This is a genomic window from Streptomyces canarius (genome assembly GCF_014650735.1).
In the GTDB taxonomy this organism is placed as follows: Bacteria; Actinomycetota; Actinomycetes; order Streptomycetales; family Streptomycetaceae; genus Streptomyces; species Streptomyces olivaceoviridis.
The window spans coordinates 1-14,508 of the sequence record NZ_BMVN01000053.1; the positions used below are offsets into that span (position 1 = coordinate 1).

The following is a 14,508-nucleotide window of genomic DNA, read 5'->3' on the forward strand; positions in this document are numbered from 1 at the left end:
ACTACACTCACCCAAACCGCCCCTGAACAGGGAAAACGTCAAAGTGCTGCTGGAGTACTAGAGCCTGTCTCTTTGACGGGTGAGTGACTCGTCTTGCGGGGTTCGTCCGGTGACCCCTGCTTCGCGGTTCCGAACGGTGACGGCTCGCACGAGCACTCCATCTGTGCGGAGAGGCGGAGGACTTCAGCGGTTCTCCGGCGGGGAAGCGTCGCCGCTCGTGGGTGGGCGATGTGCGACAGCCGGCCCCGCCCGAGCGGAACGGCCAGGACTCAGCGCCGCACAGCTGACGACGTACACGGCCGAGAACACCTCCGATCGTGACCGCGCGGTGGTGACCTCGCCGATGGCGCGGAGATTGCCGTTGGAGGTCAGGCCGACGCCCGGCCCCGCCACGCCGGCCCCGCCCCCGTGGACGACCGGGGACGGCAGGGCGATGGCCACGGCCAGTCCGGCCGGTCCCAGGGTTGGCAGGACGGCGCCCAGCAGCGTGGCCCGCCGCACCGTGTGCCGGGCGGACCACATGCCGCCCACACCTCCGGCCGGGAACAGCGCGGCGATGGCGAGCCCGCCTGCGGCTGCCCAGGTGACGTGGATGACGTGGAGGACACCGGCGACCACGGAAGGGGTCAGGGCGAGGAACAGCCCGGTGACGGACAGCCCGCCACGAGGGCGGGTACGGCGGCCAGGAACCGGTGCCGGGAGCCCGGCGGGATCCGCACCCTCGGGCGGAGCCGGACCGGCCCTCCCGCCGGCCGTGCGACCGTCTCGGGGAGGTACCACACCGCCACCGCGAGGAGCAGGAAGACGCAGGTGAGGACGGAGAAGACGTAGGTGTCCGGGTGGGCGACCGACTCGACCAGCAGTCCCACCAGGGCGGCGCCGGCGGCCAGGCCCACGCTCGTCCCGACCGCCGTCACCGTGGTCCCCGCGTGCGGGCGCCCCGCCGGGGAGAAACCGACGAGACCGGCGGCCGGCCCTCCGACGACGGTTCCGGTGGCGACGCCCGTCCCAGCGCTCCCAGGACAGGGGGTGGATCGGCGAGGGTGCGCTCGCGGTCGCCATCAGTACGACGGTGGTGACCGTCAGCACGCTGAAGGCGGCACGCCGGCTCGGACGACGAGGAGTGCGGCGAGGACGCGGCGGTCGCATCGCTTCGTGCCCGGCCGCTGCCGGGTCACCGCGGCCAGGGAGCGTCGTTGATGCGCTCGACCATGGACACACGGCGGAATCCGGGGACGAAGTGTTCCAGGATGTCCGCGTTGATGGTGCCGTATGTGGTGTCGGGGCGGTCTTTGAGGCCGTCGAGGAATGCCTGCAAGAATTCCTTCTTGAAATCCCCGCGCGGATGAGCGGCGACGATCTCGTCCAGCTGGTCGCCTTCCAGTCTGTCCATACCCCAGCCGATCGCGTCGGTCAGCACGCCGTAGTTGGTGGCGGCGATCTCGGGGCCCATGCGGCCGGGGATTTCCGGCGTCGTGTGCAGGGCTATCGCCATCCAGACCACTTCGGCGGCGCTCTCGGAGAACCCGCGGTCGAGCAGGAACTTGCGCGCGTGGTCGGCGCCGTCCACCTCGAAGCGCTGTTGCGTGTCGGAGAACGGGATCAGAAGGCCCGTGTCATGGAACATCGCGGAGATGTAGAGCAGCTCGGGGTCGGGCCGGAGGTCCAGCTTCCGCGCGTGCAGGGAACCGAGCAGGAATACCCGCCGGGAGTGGTGGAAGATCAAGGGATTCGTCCGCTCCCGGAGGAATTCCGTGGCCTCCGCGACAGCCGAGGTCTCGGGTATTTCCACGCCTGCGATGATGTCGGTCATGATGTCCGTGCTTTCCGGTGCGATGTGCTACGAGTGGACCGTGCGTCCGTTCTCCACGGTGCCGACCATGCGGCCTCCGGCGCCGCCTCGGTCCGGCCATGAACCACTCGAATCCAGTCACCTCAGGATGGCTCTGTGAGCTCCGACACGCATCGTGTAGCGATCCTCGTCTACGACGGGGTCAAACTGCTGGACGTCGTCGGCCCCGCCGAGGTCTTCGGGGAAGCGAATCTCCTCGGTGCCGACTACAGCATCGCCCTGGTGTCGACGACGGGTGCCGATGTCGCCTCCTCGATCGGCATGCGGATCGCCGTAGACGGCAGCGCCGCCAAGGAGCCGGACCCGGACACCTTCCTGGTGCCGGGCGGAGACGTCTACCCCAGGACCCCGGTCACGCGCGATCTGGTCGAAGCCGCCAGGGATCTGGCGGCCCGCTCCGGCCGGGTCGCCTCCGTGTGCTCCGGTGCCTTCGTCCTGGGCGCGACGGGCCTTCTGGACGGCAAGCGGGCGACCACCCACTGGAAGATCGCGGGGGAACTCGCCGCCCGGCACCCGAAGACCCACGTCGAACCCGACGCCATCTACGTGCGTGACGGCACCACGTACACCTCGGCGGGAGTCACCGCCGGCATCGACCTGGCGCTCGCCCTCGTCGAGGAGGACCACGGTCCCGACGTCAGCCGGGAGGTGGCCCGCTCCCTGGTGGTCTACCTGCAACGGGCGGGCGGTCAGTCCCAGTTCTCCGCTCCCCTGCAAGGGCCGCCGCCCCGGTCGCCCGCCCTGCGCAGGGTCGTCGACCTGGTCACGGCAGATCCCACCGGCAACCACTCCCTCACCGCACTCGCCGGGCACCTCAACCTCAGCACGCGCCACCTCACCAGGCTGTTCCGGGAGGAACTGGGCACCACGCCGGCCCGGTACGTCGAGTCGATCCGGTTCGACATCGCGAAGTCACTGCTCGACCAGGGGTACACCGCGACGCAGGCGGCGTCCCTGTCCGGCTTCCCCGGTTACGAGAGTCTCCGCCGCGTCTTCGCGCGGGAGTTGTCCATCTCCCCCGCCGCCTACCAGCGCCGGTTCGCCACCGCCCGCCGCGCACAGGCCGAGTAGCGACCGACCCGTACGCGTCGAGGCCCGGGCTCGGGGCCCGCGTGCGTACGTCCGTGGCGAGGATGCCAGTGGTTGACGATTGAACGAACTGGTTTAAGATTCACCTACCGCGTCGATCAGCGCGTCCGCACGGCACCCGTTCCCCTGGGTGACCTGCGTCCGCCGCGGCGCACCGCACGCATTCCCAGGATCGGAGACGACTCCATGACCACCCCTGTCCGCCTCGCCGTCATCTACTACTCCTCCACCGGCTTCTCGGCCGAGATCGCCAAGGAGATCTCGGAGGCGGCCGAGAAGGCGGGCGCCGAGGTGCGCCTGCTGAAGGCCGCCGAGCTGGCTCCGGAGGCCGCCATCGCCTCCAACCAGGCGTGGGCCGCCCACGCCGCGGAGAGCGCGGGCGTGCCCGTGGCCACGGCCGCCGACGTCGAGTGGGCGGACGCGATCGTCTTCGGCACCCCGACCCGCTTCGGCAACATCTCGTCGCAGCTCAAGCAGTTCATCGACACCCTGGGCGGCCTGTGGGCGCAGGGCAAGCTGGCCAACAAGGTCTACAGCGGCTTCGTGACCACCGCCACCGCGCACGGCGGCCAGGAGTCCACGCTGCTCGCCCTGTACAACTCCATCCACCACTTCGGCGGGATCATCGTGTCCCCCGGCTACACCGACCCCGTCAAGTTCGTCGACGGCAACCCGTACGGCACGTCGCACGTCGACGCCCAGGGCAACAACCCTGTCGGCGAGCAGACCCGCAACGCGGCCCGTCACCAGGCCGAGCGTGTGGTCCAGGTCGCCGCCGCCCTGAAGGCCGGCCTCGCCTGACACATCCGACGCGCGGCTTGCCACGTGTGAGTGCCGCGCGCGACCGGGCGTTCCTTCCACGAGATGTCGCGGAAGGAACGCCCTGTGGCGTGGGGCAGTGAACACGCGTCCGCGGGTCCGTACGGCGTGGACGCGGTGGAGCCGGCCGCCCGGTGGGGTGGGGATCCGTACGGGAAGCCTGCCGCTGAAGTCGGCCTCTACGGATGCGAGTCGGGCCACAGCCCGGCCGTCTGCGGTGAGGCCGGCGGTTGGCCCGTGGCAGCGAAGTGCGCCCGGGAGCCCCGCCGGCTGAATCCGGTGAAACTCGGTAGCTCTTCGGGGCAGGCTCCGCGTACGTTCGGCCGCATGGCCGACGCATGCTTCGCGCATCCACGACTCGCCGCGATCTACGATCCGCTCGACCCCGACCGCGGTGATCTCGATGCCTATCTCGGGATCGCGGAGGAGTTCGGGGCGCGCCGGGTTCTGGACATCGGCTGCGGCACAGGGGTGTTCGCCCTGCTCCTGGCCGAGCGCGGGATCGAGGTCGTCGGCGTCGATCCCGCCCGGGCTTCCCTCGACGTCGCACGGGCCAAACCGGGCGGTGACCGCGTGCGGTGGTTCTGCGGTGACGTGACGGCCCTCCCGCCGCTCCAGGCCGACCTCGCGACGATGACGGCGAATGTCGCCCAGGCGATCGCCGATCCGCACACATGGCAGACGACGCTGCGGGGAGCCCACGCAGCGCTGCGGCCCGGCGGGCACCTGGTCTTCGAGACCCGTGATCCGGCCGGACGCGCCTGGGAAGAGTGGACCCGCGAGAACTCCTACCGGGTGACGGAGGTCCCGGGTGTCGGCTCCGTCGAAAGCTGGGTCGAGCTGATCGAGGTGAGCGGGCCTTTCGTGACCTTCCGTGGGACCTACGCCTTCGCGGCGGACGGTCAGGTGCTGACGTCGGACTCGACCCTGCGCTTCCGGGACCGGGACGAGGTCGAGTCGGACCTGGTCGCGCACGGCTACGTGGTGCGGGAGGTCCGTGACGCACCCGACCGGCCGGGCAAAGAGTTCGTCTTCCTCGCTCAACGCCCCTGATCCCCGGGGACTCACGCCCGTCAGACGTCGACGGCACGCACCCGCCGGATTGACCCTGCCTCAGGGGCAGACCTGATCCTCCTGGTCATGAGCAGTGAAGGCGACGCCTTGTCGGCGGAGCAGAGGGCTTCCTGCCGCGCGGCGGCGGCCGAGGCGCCGGCCGTCGCTCGTGCGCGCGCCCCCTCCCCGACGTCCGGTTCCTCCAGGCCGGTCCGTTCGCGGGGCAGCCGCCGCGACGGTACGACACAGTGTTCTTCGCCTTCCGGCTCTCACATGTTCCGCCACAGCGGCCGCGACCGCCTGGGCCCGCGCACGCTTGAGCTGCTCCAGGGACAGGCCGCCGGATCCGCCGTTCGACGATCACGCGCGGCCGGGCCGGCCGGCGAGTGGGCAGGATCGGTGGCACCGGCCGACCGTCGTCGGCTGATGCCTCACACGGTGGCCTCCAGCGGGAGGTCCGGCAGGGGGTGGCGGGCGCACAGGCCGGTCACGTCCGCGCGTGCCCGGGAGCGGATGGGCTCGTCGAGGTGCCAGGTGTGGGTGTCCGTGGCCCGTACGGAGGACAGGACGCGGTCGACCAGCGCGGCGCACTCGCGGACAGCGTCGGTGTCCATGCCGCGTGCGGCCAGGTGGTTCGTGCCGAGCCGCAGACCGCTGGTCACCCGGGGGCCGTGCGGATCATCGGGGATCTTGTTCTTGTTCACGATGATTCCGCAGGACTCCAGTGCCTGTTCCGCCACCAGTCCGGTCAGTCCCTTGCGGCTGACGTCGATGAGCACCATGTGGTTGTCGGTGCCGCCGGTGAGGACGTGGTAGCCGGCGGCGGACAGTGCCGCGGCCAGCGCCGTGGCTCCGGAGACGATACGCCGGGCCAGTTCCTGGAACGCGGGCTGTGCCACCAGTGCCAGCGCCCTGCTCTTGGCGGCGACGGCCTGGAGTTGCGGGGTGCCCTGCACATAGGGGAAGACCGCGCTCTGAAGGGTCTCGGCGAGGGTCTTGCGTGAGCCGGGTACAGGAGTGTCGGCGTCCCTGCCCATCAGGATGAGGCCGCCACGGGGGCCGTAGAGCTGCTTGTAGGTGCTGGTCGTGGTCACGTGTGCCACGTCGACGGGGCTGGGGTGCAGGCCCGCCGCGACCAGGCCGGAGATGTGGGAGATGTCCGCGAGCAGGAAGGCTCCCACCTCGTCGGCGATCGCCCGGAACCGGACGAAGTCGATCTCGCGGGGGTAGGCGCTCGCCCCGCAGACGATCAGCCGGGGCCGGTGTTCCTTGGAGAGGCGTTCGACCTCGTCCATGTCGATCCAGCCGGAGGCGTCGGTGCCGTAGCCGATCGACGTGAAGTAGTTGCCGGACACCGAGGCGCGCGAGCCGTGGGTGAGATGGCCGCCCGCGCTCAGCTCCATGCCGAGCAGCACGTCACCGGGTCGGAGCAGGCTGAACATGACGGCCTGGTTGGCCGTGCTGCCGGAGTGGGGCTGGACGTTGGCGTACCGGGCGCCGAAGGCGGCCTTGGCACGGCGGACCGCCAGCCGCTCCACCTCGTCCACCACCTCGCAGCCCGCGTGGAAGCGGGCACCGGGGTATCCCTCGGTCGTGACGTTGCCGAGGACCGTTCCCTCGCAGGCGGTCACGGAGGCGGGCGCGACGCTGGACGCGGCGATCATGGCGAGGGTCTCGGACTGGCGCCGGTGCTCGCGCTCCAGCAGGTCGTACAGCTCGGGGTCCTGGTCGTGCAGCTGACGTAAGCCGAGCTGCGCATAGGTGGCCAGAGGGCTGGAGGACATGGTCATCGGCTACCTACTCGTTCCAGGAGGCCGGCGAGGGCCGGCTCTTCGGGGCCTTCGGCCATCTGGTGCAGCGCGGACAGCACGTGCTGGAGCAGCTCTTCCGCGGTTCCCCGGCCGTACCGGGTCTCGTCGACGACGACCTCCAGCAGTCGGCCGCGACCGCGCGGGTCGTCGATGACCTCGACGCGGACGGGGAAGCTCGACGTGTCCCTCAGGTCCTCGTCGGTGGTGACCAGGCCGGTGTCCAGGAGCCGGTCGCGGACGTGGAAGTGGACGTAGTTGAAGACGGTGGGGAAGGGGATCCCGTCGAGCAGCGCGCGCACCTCGGCGTCCGGGAAGCGGCGGTGGCCCAGCAGACCGTTCTCCGCCTCGAAGGCGCGCCTGGCCGCGGTGTGCCAGGACACCTCGGCCACGTCCAGGCGCAGGGGCAGGGTGTTCAGGAACAGCCCGAGGGTCAGTTCGCTGCCCACGGTCTCCGGCCGGCCGCTGACGGTCAGCCCGACCGTGACCTCGGTGGTGCCGGCCAAGGCTGCCTGGACCGCGCAGTCCGCGGCCAGGTACAGGCTCTTCACCGGAATGCCCCACTCGGCGCCGAGTTGCTGGATGCGCTGGATGTCGTCGTCGGGGATCCGGGCCGTGGCCTTGCGGTAGGGGTCGCCCGTGCCGTCGCCCCGCTCCGGCAGCGTCGCCGCCGGCCCGGTGCCCAGGTCCTCGAAGTACCGCCGGGACGCGTCGTTCCGCAACGCGGCGCGCTCCAGGCGTACGTACTCCTCCGCGGGCGCGGGTTCGGCGAGTTCGAGGTTCTCGCCGCGCAGTACGGCCGCGTACAGCCGGATCAGCTCGCTGGCCAGGACGGTCTCGCTCCAGCCGTCGAGTGCCGCGTGGTGGAACGCGTAGGCGAGCTGGAACTCCGAGGGGCCCGTGCGGGCCGCGTGCACGCGCCACAGCGGTGCCTGCTCGGGGTCGAAGGGGGCGTGCAGGCTCCGCATGACCTCGTCGTACCGCTCGGCCTTCGCGGCCGGGCCGAGATCCGACCAGTCCGCCTGCTCCACCGGGACGTCGACGTCCCGCTCCACCACCTGCATGGGCTCGCTGAAGGTGGTCAGGTCGAAGCGGGTCCGCAGCATCGGGTGGCGCCGGGTGACACGGTCGACGGCCTGTCGCAGCGCGGACGGGTCCAGCGGGAGCGTGACCGCGCGGGACACCACGTCGATGTAGAGGCGGCCCCCGCTCAGCAGGTTCTCGTAGATCAGGCCGAGTTGCAGCCGGGTGGCGGGGTACGCCGCTTCGGCGCTGTCCGGGACCAGCGCCCGGTCCCCGGGGGTGAGAAGCTCCTCGCTCGCGCCTTCGTCCTGCGCACCGGTCGTGGAGCCGGTGCAGGCGCCACGAGGTGTGGGGTTCTTGAACAGGTCCAGGAGTGTCAGTCGCAGCCCGCGTTCCTTGGCCACGCCGACGACCTGGACGGCGAGGAGGGAGTCCCCGCCCAGGGAGAAGAAGTCGTCGTCCGGGCCGACGCCGTCGACTCCGAGGATCTCCTCCCAGACACGCGCCAGGACGGCGGCGTCGGAGATGCCTCCCTGCTGGGGCGACGCGTCGGTGGCAGTCTCACTCACTATCCGTTCCTTCTTCTCGTGGGGGCGTACGAACTGTGGTGGGGGTACGGAACGCCGTGGACGTACGGCTGTGCTGGGTGTACGGGGTTGTGCTGGACGTACGGGGGTGTGCGGATCGGTGTCACAGCCGGCCGAGTTCGGCTCCGGTGACCGTCCGGACACCGGGCTCCCCGGGGAAGGCGAAGGTGAAGCGCAGCCTGGACTCCACGTCCTTGAAGGCCGTGGCGAGTTCGGCCAGTCCGGTCGTCTCGCCGATGACGACGTCGAGTTCCCGCGTGTGCACGCCGCCTTCCAGCCGGGTGCCCGCTCGGGCGTAGGGACGGTAGAGGGTCACCTCGGGCAGGGCCCGGATCTCGTCGGTGCCTTCCACCGCGACCAGTTCGCAAGCGTCGCGGGGAGCGGGATGGATGATCTGGTAGACCGTCCGGCCGGGGGGAAGCGGAGGGACGTCGACGCGCTCGCCGAGGGCGATCCGGCCGGCCAGCTCGATCAGGTCCGTGCCGATGGCCCGGCGGGAGAGTTCGTTGATGCCGCCGCCGAGCCGCCCGTTGACCTCGATGAACCGGGGCCCCTGGGGGGTGAGTTTGGCCTCGGTGTGGGTCAGGCCCGTGGTGATGCCCAGTGCCGTGACGGCCCGCCGGGCCAGGTCGAAGACCTGCTCCGTCTCTTCGGGGTCCAAGGGCGAGGGCCAGAACCTGCCGGTCTCCCGGAAGGGGGGCACCATGGGGAACTTGCCGGTCACGGCGATGTCGGTGACCTCCCCCTGCTGCACGAGCTGCTCGATGGAGACGTAGTCGCCGAAGGGCGCGCAGTCCCGCCCCACCAGGTACTCCTCCAGTACGAGGGCGCCCTCGGGGTCGTATCCGGGGGTCCCCGCGGCCAGGAGCCGTTCGACGGTGCGGCGGCCGTCGGCCTCGTCCTCGATGAGGAAGGTGTTGCGGCTGGCACCGCCGAAGGCGGGCTTGAGGACCGCGGGAAGACCGACGTGCGCGACCGCGTCCGCCCACTGGCCGACGGTGTCGATCCGGTGGAAGCGGACCGAGTCGACTCCCGCCGCGCGCAGAGCGCTCCGCTGGTTCCACTTGTCGGTCAGCAGCGCGGTGGTGGCCGGTGAGTGCTGCGGCAGCCCCAGCCGGTGGGCCAGTTCGCCGGTGAGGCGCAGCGCCTTCTCGCTGAACGTGACGATGCCGCCGGGGTTGTGCGCGCCGAGCTGGGCCACTGCCTGGTCGAGGTCGTCGATCCACACGAGGGGCGCGAACTGGGCGAGCAGCGGCTCCATCCCCCGGGTGTGCTCGTTGCGTTCCGCGGCGAAGACCCATGTGGCCCAGTCGCCCAGCCCCACGGCGATGTCGCCCGGTTGCGCCGCACCGAAGTCGTACACCACGATCAGTGGTTTCACCGATGCTCCTTTCGTGCCCGGTCGCCGTCCAGGACGGTGTGGATCAGCTCGATCACGCGGGTCAGGTCGTCCCGGAAGTAGAAGTGGCCGCCGGGCAGGGTGCGGGTGGTCAGGTCCGCGGCCGTGTACTCGGCCCAGGACTCCAGGTGCTCGGTACGCACCCAGGCGTCGTCCGCGCCGCCGACCGCGAGCAGCGGGCAGGACAGGACGCGGAGTTCGGGGACGTGGCGGGCCAGCATCAGGTAGTCGGCGCGCAGGACGGGCACGATCAGGTCCAGGACGGCGGAGTCGTCGAGCAGTCCGGGATCGAACGTGCTGTAGCGGGTGATCTCCTGGATCCACTGGGCGTCGGTCATGGCGAGGACCTGTCCGGCGTCCAGGCGAGGCGAGGACGGGGTGCGGGCCGCGGAGGCGACGAGCAGTTCCACCTCGCGGCCCGCGCTCTCCAGGTGTACGGCCAGCGCGTGGCCGAGCACACCGCCGAGGCTGTGGCCGACGATGACCACCGGCCCCGTGGAATGCCGCTGGACCGCCTGAGCGGCCTCGGCGGCCAGCTCGCCGAGGCTCGTCGGCAGCCCTTCGGCGGCGCGGGGGCCCCGGCCCGGATACTGGAGGACGAGGGCGCTCTCGCCTGCGCGCAGGAGGTGTGCGGGCCAGTCGCCCATGGAGTAGGCGCTGCCTCCGGCGAACGGGGCCAGGACGTAGGTGCGGGTGCCCGCTGCCGCGCCGTAGTGCCACAGCAGCGGGGTGGGTTCGGTGCGTTTCACGATGCGGCGGGCGCCACGGACTTGGGGCGGATGTCGGTCCACACCGTCGCGACGTGGTCCAGGCACTCCTCCCGGCTGCCGCTGAAGCCGGTCGTCCTCCAGCCGGCCGGCAGGGTCTTGGCCTCGGGCCATAGGGAGTACTGCTCTTCGTCGTTCACCACAACGGTGTAGGTCATCGGGTGGTCTCCTCACTGGTCGGACGAGGGGATGCGTCGGCGACGGCGGCGCGCAGGGCTTCGGCGCAGGAGGCGACGAGCGCGCTCCTGCGGGGTGCCGCACAGACCTCGCCGCTGAAGCGCCACAGGATGTGCAGACGGCCGTCGACGATGCTGGGGTAGATCTCGATGGGGTGGGAGCGGGGCATGTCCGCCGGCCGGTCGTCCCCGGAGATGTCGATGCGTACGTCCCCGAGCGGTCCCGGCGTACGGCCCTCGCCGGCGCCGTCTCCGCCGTCGCCGTCCGCGTGCAGATAGCCGGGTTCTCCCCAGTAGTTGAAGAGCACTTGGGGCGCGGGGATGGCGGCGATCCGGGCGCGCAGCGCCGGATCGGGGTGGAGGTGGCGCAGCAGGTCGTGGTCGATGCCCCGGCCCGGGATGTTCCTGACGAGCTCGGCCACGGCGCGGGCCTGTCGCGCGTCGGAGGGGTCGGTGGGCATGGGCAGGGCGAAGGGGTAGGCGGTGTTGAAGAAGCCGACCGTGCGGCTCAGGTCGACGTCGTCGAAGAGGTCTTCCCGGCCGTGGCCGCCGAGCTGGACCAGGAGGTCACCGGCGGGGACGCCCAGCCATTCCCGGAAGCCCGCGCCGACCGCGGCCAGCAGGCTCTCGTACACGGTCAGTCCGCGGCGTGCCGTTCCCTCGACGAACCGGCGGGTGAAGTCCTCGTCGAAGACGGAGGTGTGTTCCCGTGTGTTGCCCTCGGTTCCCGGGGAGGGGGCGTCCGTGACCGGCACGCAGCGGCTCCAGTCACGGGTCAGCCAGTACTCGGTGTTCAGGCGCTCCGGTTCGTCGCGTACGAACTCCACCAGGCGCCGGGCCCATTCGGTGTAGGGAGTGCCGACGGGGTCCAGGGCCTCGGTACCGCCGTCCCGCAGGATCGTGGAGAGGTCCTCGGTGATCACGTTCCAGGAGTAGAGGTCCACGACCGCGTGGTGGACGACCATGACCAGCCGGTCGTGCAGGCCTTCGGGGAGCCGGAGCAGCCCGGCCCGGCACACCGGGCCCGCGCGCAGGTCGAGGGCCGCGTGCAGTCGGGTCGCCGAGGCGTGCATCCGGGATTCCAGCTCGTCCGCCGCCACGTCCCTCAGGTCGAACTCGGTGAGGGGCGGCGGTACGTCGGAGACGGTCTGCGCCAGTGCGCCGTCCACGGAGCCGATGCGGGCGCGCAGCATCGGGTGGCGCCCGGCCAGCAGGTGAACGGCGCGTTCGGCTTCGTCGGTGGTGACGGGACGCCGTACGGCGTAGAGGACCCCGTGGTTCCAGTAGTCCGGGCGGGGCACGTGACGGGCGAAGAAGCTCAGTTGGGCGGGGGTGAGCGGGGCGGGCGAGGAGTCCGTGCCGGTTCCGGGGTGTGGGGCGGTTCGGGGGCCGGTGGTGCCGGCGGGCCGTCGTCGCGCGACCGCGGCGAGTTCCTGGACGGTGCGGTGCTCCAGCAGGTGCCGGGGGCGCAGTTCGATGCCACGGCGCCCGGCCGCCTGGACGATGCGGATGCCGGTGATGGAGTCGCCGCCCAGCGCGAAGAAGTCGTCGGTGACGCCCACGCGTTCGAGCTTGAGGACGGTGGCCCACAGCTCGCACAGGTCGGCTTCGAGGGACGTGCGCGGCGCCGTGTACGCGGCGGTCGGTACGGTCCGCTCGGCGGCGCGGGCGCGCAGCGCCGTGCGGTCCACCTTGCCGTTGCGGTTGCGGGGCAGCTCGTCGAGTGTCAGCACCTCGTTCGGCACCATGTACGCGGGCAGCCGGCCGGCGACGAACTCCTGGATCCGCCGGTCGGTCGGGGCGTTGCCGGGCGTGAGCGTGACGAAGGCGACGAGCCGTTCCAGGCCGTCGTCCTTGAGGAGTTCGACGATGGCCCGGGCCACCTGCGGATGGCTCTCCACGGCGTGCTCGATCTCGCCCAGCTCCACGCGGCGTCCGCGCAGCTTGACCTGGTTGTCGGCCCGGCCGAGCAGTTCGACGGAGCCGTCCGTACGCCACCGGCCGAGGTCTCCGGTGCGGTACATGCGCCGTCCCGGTTCGGTGGCGAACGGGTCCGGCAGGAACGCGCCCGCCGTCATCGCGGGCTGGCCCACATAGCCGCGGCCCACGCTCTCGCCGCCGATGTACACCTGGCCGGTGACGCCCGGGGGCACGGGTTGCAGATCCGCGTCGAGCACATGGACGCGGACGTTGGGCAGCACCTTGCCGACCGAGGTGTACATGCCCTCGTCGGCGGTGACGGGCCCGCCCGTGCTGTCGTCGGCGACCTCGGCGGGTCCGTAGGCGTTGAGCAGTTCCACGCCGGGCATGACGGTGTGCCACCGGCGGGCCAGTTCGCCGCTGAGCGGCTCCCCTGTGGCGATCAGACGGCCCAGGGTCGAGCGGACGGCCGCGGCCGAGTCGGGTGCGGCCTCGAAGTGCTCCAGGAGCACGGCGACGAAGGTCGGTACCAGTGCGAGACAGCCGAACCGGTGCTCCACCGCCATGGCGGCGAGCGCCGCGGGATCGCGCACGACGTCGTCGGGGACGACGCAGACCGTGGAGCCGGCCGTCAGGCCCGCGAACATCTGCCAGATGGACAGGTCGAAGGTGAGCGGCGCGGTCTGCGGCACCTCCACACCGGGGCGCAGGCCGTAGTCCGGCACCCGGGTCGCGAGGAGGTTGAGGAACGAGTGGTGCTCGACGCCGGCTCCCTTCGGGGTGCCCGTGGAACCGGAGGTGAAGATGATGTAGGCGAGGTCGGTGGGCGCCGCCGGGGGGCCGAGGAGTTCGGCCACCGTCTCGGGGTCGTGCGGCCCCGGGGTGGACTCGGCCTCCTTGCGCAGGTGTTCCGGGAGCAGCCGGGGCGCGTCGAGGTCCTGCGGGAGTTCCACCTCCGGGCCCGTGACGACGACTTGGGCGCCGCGCATCAGCCGGTCCCGGCGCCCGGCGGGCATCGTCGGGTCCAGCGGGACGTACACGCCGCCCGCGAAGAGGACACCGACGGCCATGACGAGGAACCACGCGCTGCGCTGGGCGACCAGGGCGACCTGGCTCTCCCTGCCGACGCCCGCCGCGCGCAGGTTCAGTGCCACGGCGGTGGCGTAGGAGCACAGTTGCCGATAGGTGAAGGTATCCGTCCCGTCGTGGATCGCGACGGCGTCGGGGCGCTGTGCGGCCTGGGCCAGCAGGAGTTCCCGGTAGGGCCGGCCGTTGTCCAGGAGGGCGGTCTCGTTGAAGGCGGTGAGCACTTGGTGGCGGGTGGGCTCGTCGAGGACGCCGAGGTCCGCGAGGCGCCGGCCGGGGTCGGCCAGACCCTGCTCCAGTACGGTGGCCACGCCCGTCGCCAGCGCGCTCAGCCGTGCGGCGGGCAGCAGCCGCGAGGTCACGGTGACCTCCGCGGTGCCCAGGCGCAGGGTCGCGGCGGTCTCGGCGGTGGTGCCGCCGGTGTCCGGTCCGTCGACGCCGACCGTGAGCACGATGTCCTCCTCCAGGAGGCTGCGGTGCGTGCCCGCGTCGACATCGCTGTGTTCGAGGATCTGCGCGGCCACGGACCGTACGCTGCCCAGCCACTGCCGGAAGGTCGCCGCGGGGTCGGGGCGCAGCAGTGCGGGCAGCCCGTGCTCCAGCGGGGCACCGGCCAGCAGGGTGACGGCGTCTTCCGCACCGAAGCGGCGCAGTACGAGTCCCGTGGCGGCGGCGACGGCGGTCCAGCGCAGGAGGGGCTCACCGCCGGTGACCCGGTCGAGGTGCGCACGGGTGGCGGGGGGCAGAGGAGCGCGCACGGTGGTCGGTGCGCCGGGCGTGGTCTCGTGCGAACCGCCGCCCAGGGCCTGCGCCGCGGCGAGGGAGCCCGCGCGCAGGTCGTCCCGGTGGCGCAGCCAGAACTCGCGGGAGGCGAGGCCGGCGGAGTCGGTGGTGGTGTTCACGTGGGGGTTCTCCTCTTGGCAGACCTT

General features: G+C 71.6%; 12 protein-coding genes. 3 read left to right on the forward strand and 9 right to left on the reverse strand.

Annotated features, from left to right (window positions below):
• Positions 1-183: 183 nt before the first annotated feature.
• The 3 genes from IE294_RS39760 to IE294_RS39770 all read right to left on the reverse strand — a co-directional run bounded on the left by IE294_RS39760 (position 184) and on the right by IE294_RS39770 (position 1,813).
• The gene (locus IE294_RS39760; RefSeq protein WP_189894267.1) at positions 184-618 is read right to left on the reverse strand and encodes a hypothetical protein; all 435 of its coding nucleotides are present in this window, start codon (positions 616-618) and stop codon (positions 184-186) included.
• 8 nt (positions 619-626) lie between these two features.
• Positions 627-917 (reverse strand): hypothetical protein, encoded by a 291-nt coding sequence (locus IE294_RS39765; RefSeq protein ID WP_189894268.1) that lies wholly within the window; start codon positions 915-917, stop codon positions 627-629.
• A gap of 257 nt (positions 918-1,174) precedes the next feature.
• Entirely contained in the window at positions 1,175-1,813 is a 639-nt protein-coding gene (locus IE294_RS39770; RefSeq protein WP_189894269.1) for an HD domain-containing protein, read from the reverse strand.
• A gap of 135 nt (positions 1,814-1,948) precedes the next feature.
• On the opposite strand from IE294_RS39770, the gene IE294_RS39775 reads away from it, so the two are divergent.
• The 3 genes from IE294_RS39775 (at position 1,949) to IE294_RS39785 (ending at position 4,813) form a co-directional block, all read left to right on the forward strand.
• Positions 1,949-2,923, forward strand: coding sequence for a GlxA family transcriptional regulator (locus IE294_RS39775; protein ID WP_189894270.1), 975 nt, complete (start codon positions 1,949-1,951; stop codon positions 2,921-2,923).
• Between the two features lie 204 nt (positions 2,924-3,127).
• Complete coding sequence (wrbA, locus tag IE294_RS39780) at positions 3,128-3,742, forward strand: NAD(P)H:quinone oxidoreductase (protein ID WP_189894271.1); 615 nt, start codon at positions 3,128-3,130, stop codon at positions 3,740-3,742.
• 345 nt (positions 3,743-4,087) lie between these two features.
• Complete coding sequence (locus IE294_RS39785) at positions 4,088-4,813, forward strand: class I SAM-dependent methyltransferase (protein ID WP_189894272.1); 726 nt, start codon at positions 4,088-4,090, stop codon at positions 4,811-4,813.
• A gap of 431 nt (positions 4,814-5,244) precedes the next feature.
• Here the strand turns inward: IE294_RS39785 and glyA are convergent, their stop codons facing one another.
• From glyA to IE294_RS39815, 6 genes are all read right to left on the reverse strand, one after another.
• Positions 5,245-6,597 (reverse strand): serine hydroxymethyltransferase, encoded by a 1,353-nt coding sequence (glyA, locus tag IE294_RS39790; RefSeq protein ID WP_189894273.1) that lies wholly within the window; start codon positions 6,595-6,597, stop codon positions 5,245-5,247.
• 2 nt (positions 6,598-6,599) lie between these two features.
• Positions 6,600-8,213 (reverse strand): condensation domain-containing protein, encoded by a 1,614-nt coding sequence (locus IE294_RS39795; protein ID WP_189894274.1) that lies wholly within the window; start codon positions 8,211-8,213, stop codon positions 6,600-6,602.
• Between the two features lie 121 nt (positions 8,214-8,334).
• A complete protein-coding gene (locus IE294_RS39800; protein ID WP_189894275.1) occupies positions 8,335-9,612 on the reverse strand; it encodes an ATP-grasp domain-containing protein in 1,278 nt (425 codons plus the stop codon).
• Positions 9,609-10,379 (reverse strand): thioesterase II family protein, encoded by a 771-nt coding sequence (locus tag IE294_RS39805; protein WP_189894276.1) that lies wholly within the window; start codon positions 10,377-10,379, stop codon positions 9,609-9,611. Before IE294_RS39805 ends, IE294_RS39800 begins: the two co-directional genes overlap by 4 nt.
• The gene (locus tag IE294_RS39810; RefSeq protein ID WP_014670462.1) at positions 10,376-10,555 is read right to left on the reverse strand and encodes an MbtH family protein; all 180 of its coding nucleotides are present in this window, start codon (positions 10,553-10,555) and stop codon (positions 10,376-10,378) included. The genes IE294_RS39805 and IE294_RS39810 overlap by 4 nt, the downstream gene beginning before the upstream one ends.
• Positions 10,552-14,481, reverse strand: coding sequence for a non-ribosomal peptide synthetase (locus IE294_RS39815; protein WP_189894277.1), 3,930 nt, complete (start codon positions 14,479-14,481; stop codon positions 10,552-10,554). Before IE294_RS39815 ends, IE294_RS39810 begins: the two co-directional genes overlap by 4 nt.
• Positions 14,482-14,508 lie beyond the last annotated feature (27 nt).

What these genes read in the sequence shown, in the direction of transcription:
- IE294_RS39770 (WP_189894269.1), bottom strand. Translation starts at nt 1,813, where the DNA reads ATGACCGACATCATCGCAGGCGTGGAAATACCCGAGACCTCGGCTGTC.
- IE294_RS39785 (WP_189894272.1), top strand. Translation starts at nt 4,088, where the DNA reads ATGGCCGACGCATGCTTCGCGCATCCACGACTCGCCGCGATCTACGAT.
- IE294_RS39810 (WP_014670462.1), bottom strand. Translation starts at nt 10,555, where the DNA reads ATGACCTACACCGTTGTGGTGAACGACGAAGAGCAGTACTCCCTATGG.
- wrbA (WP_189894271.1), top strand. Translation starts at nt 3,128, where the DNA reads ATGACCACCCCTGTCCGCCTCGCCGTCATCTACTACTCCTCCACCGGC.
- glyA (WP_189894273.1), bottom strand. Translation starts at nt 6,597, where the DNA reads ATGTCCTCCAGCCCTCTGGCCACCTATGCGCAGCTCGGCTTACGTCAG.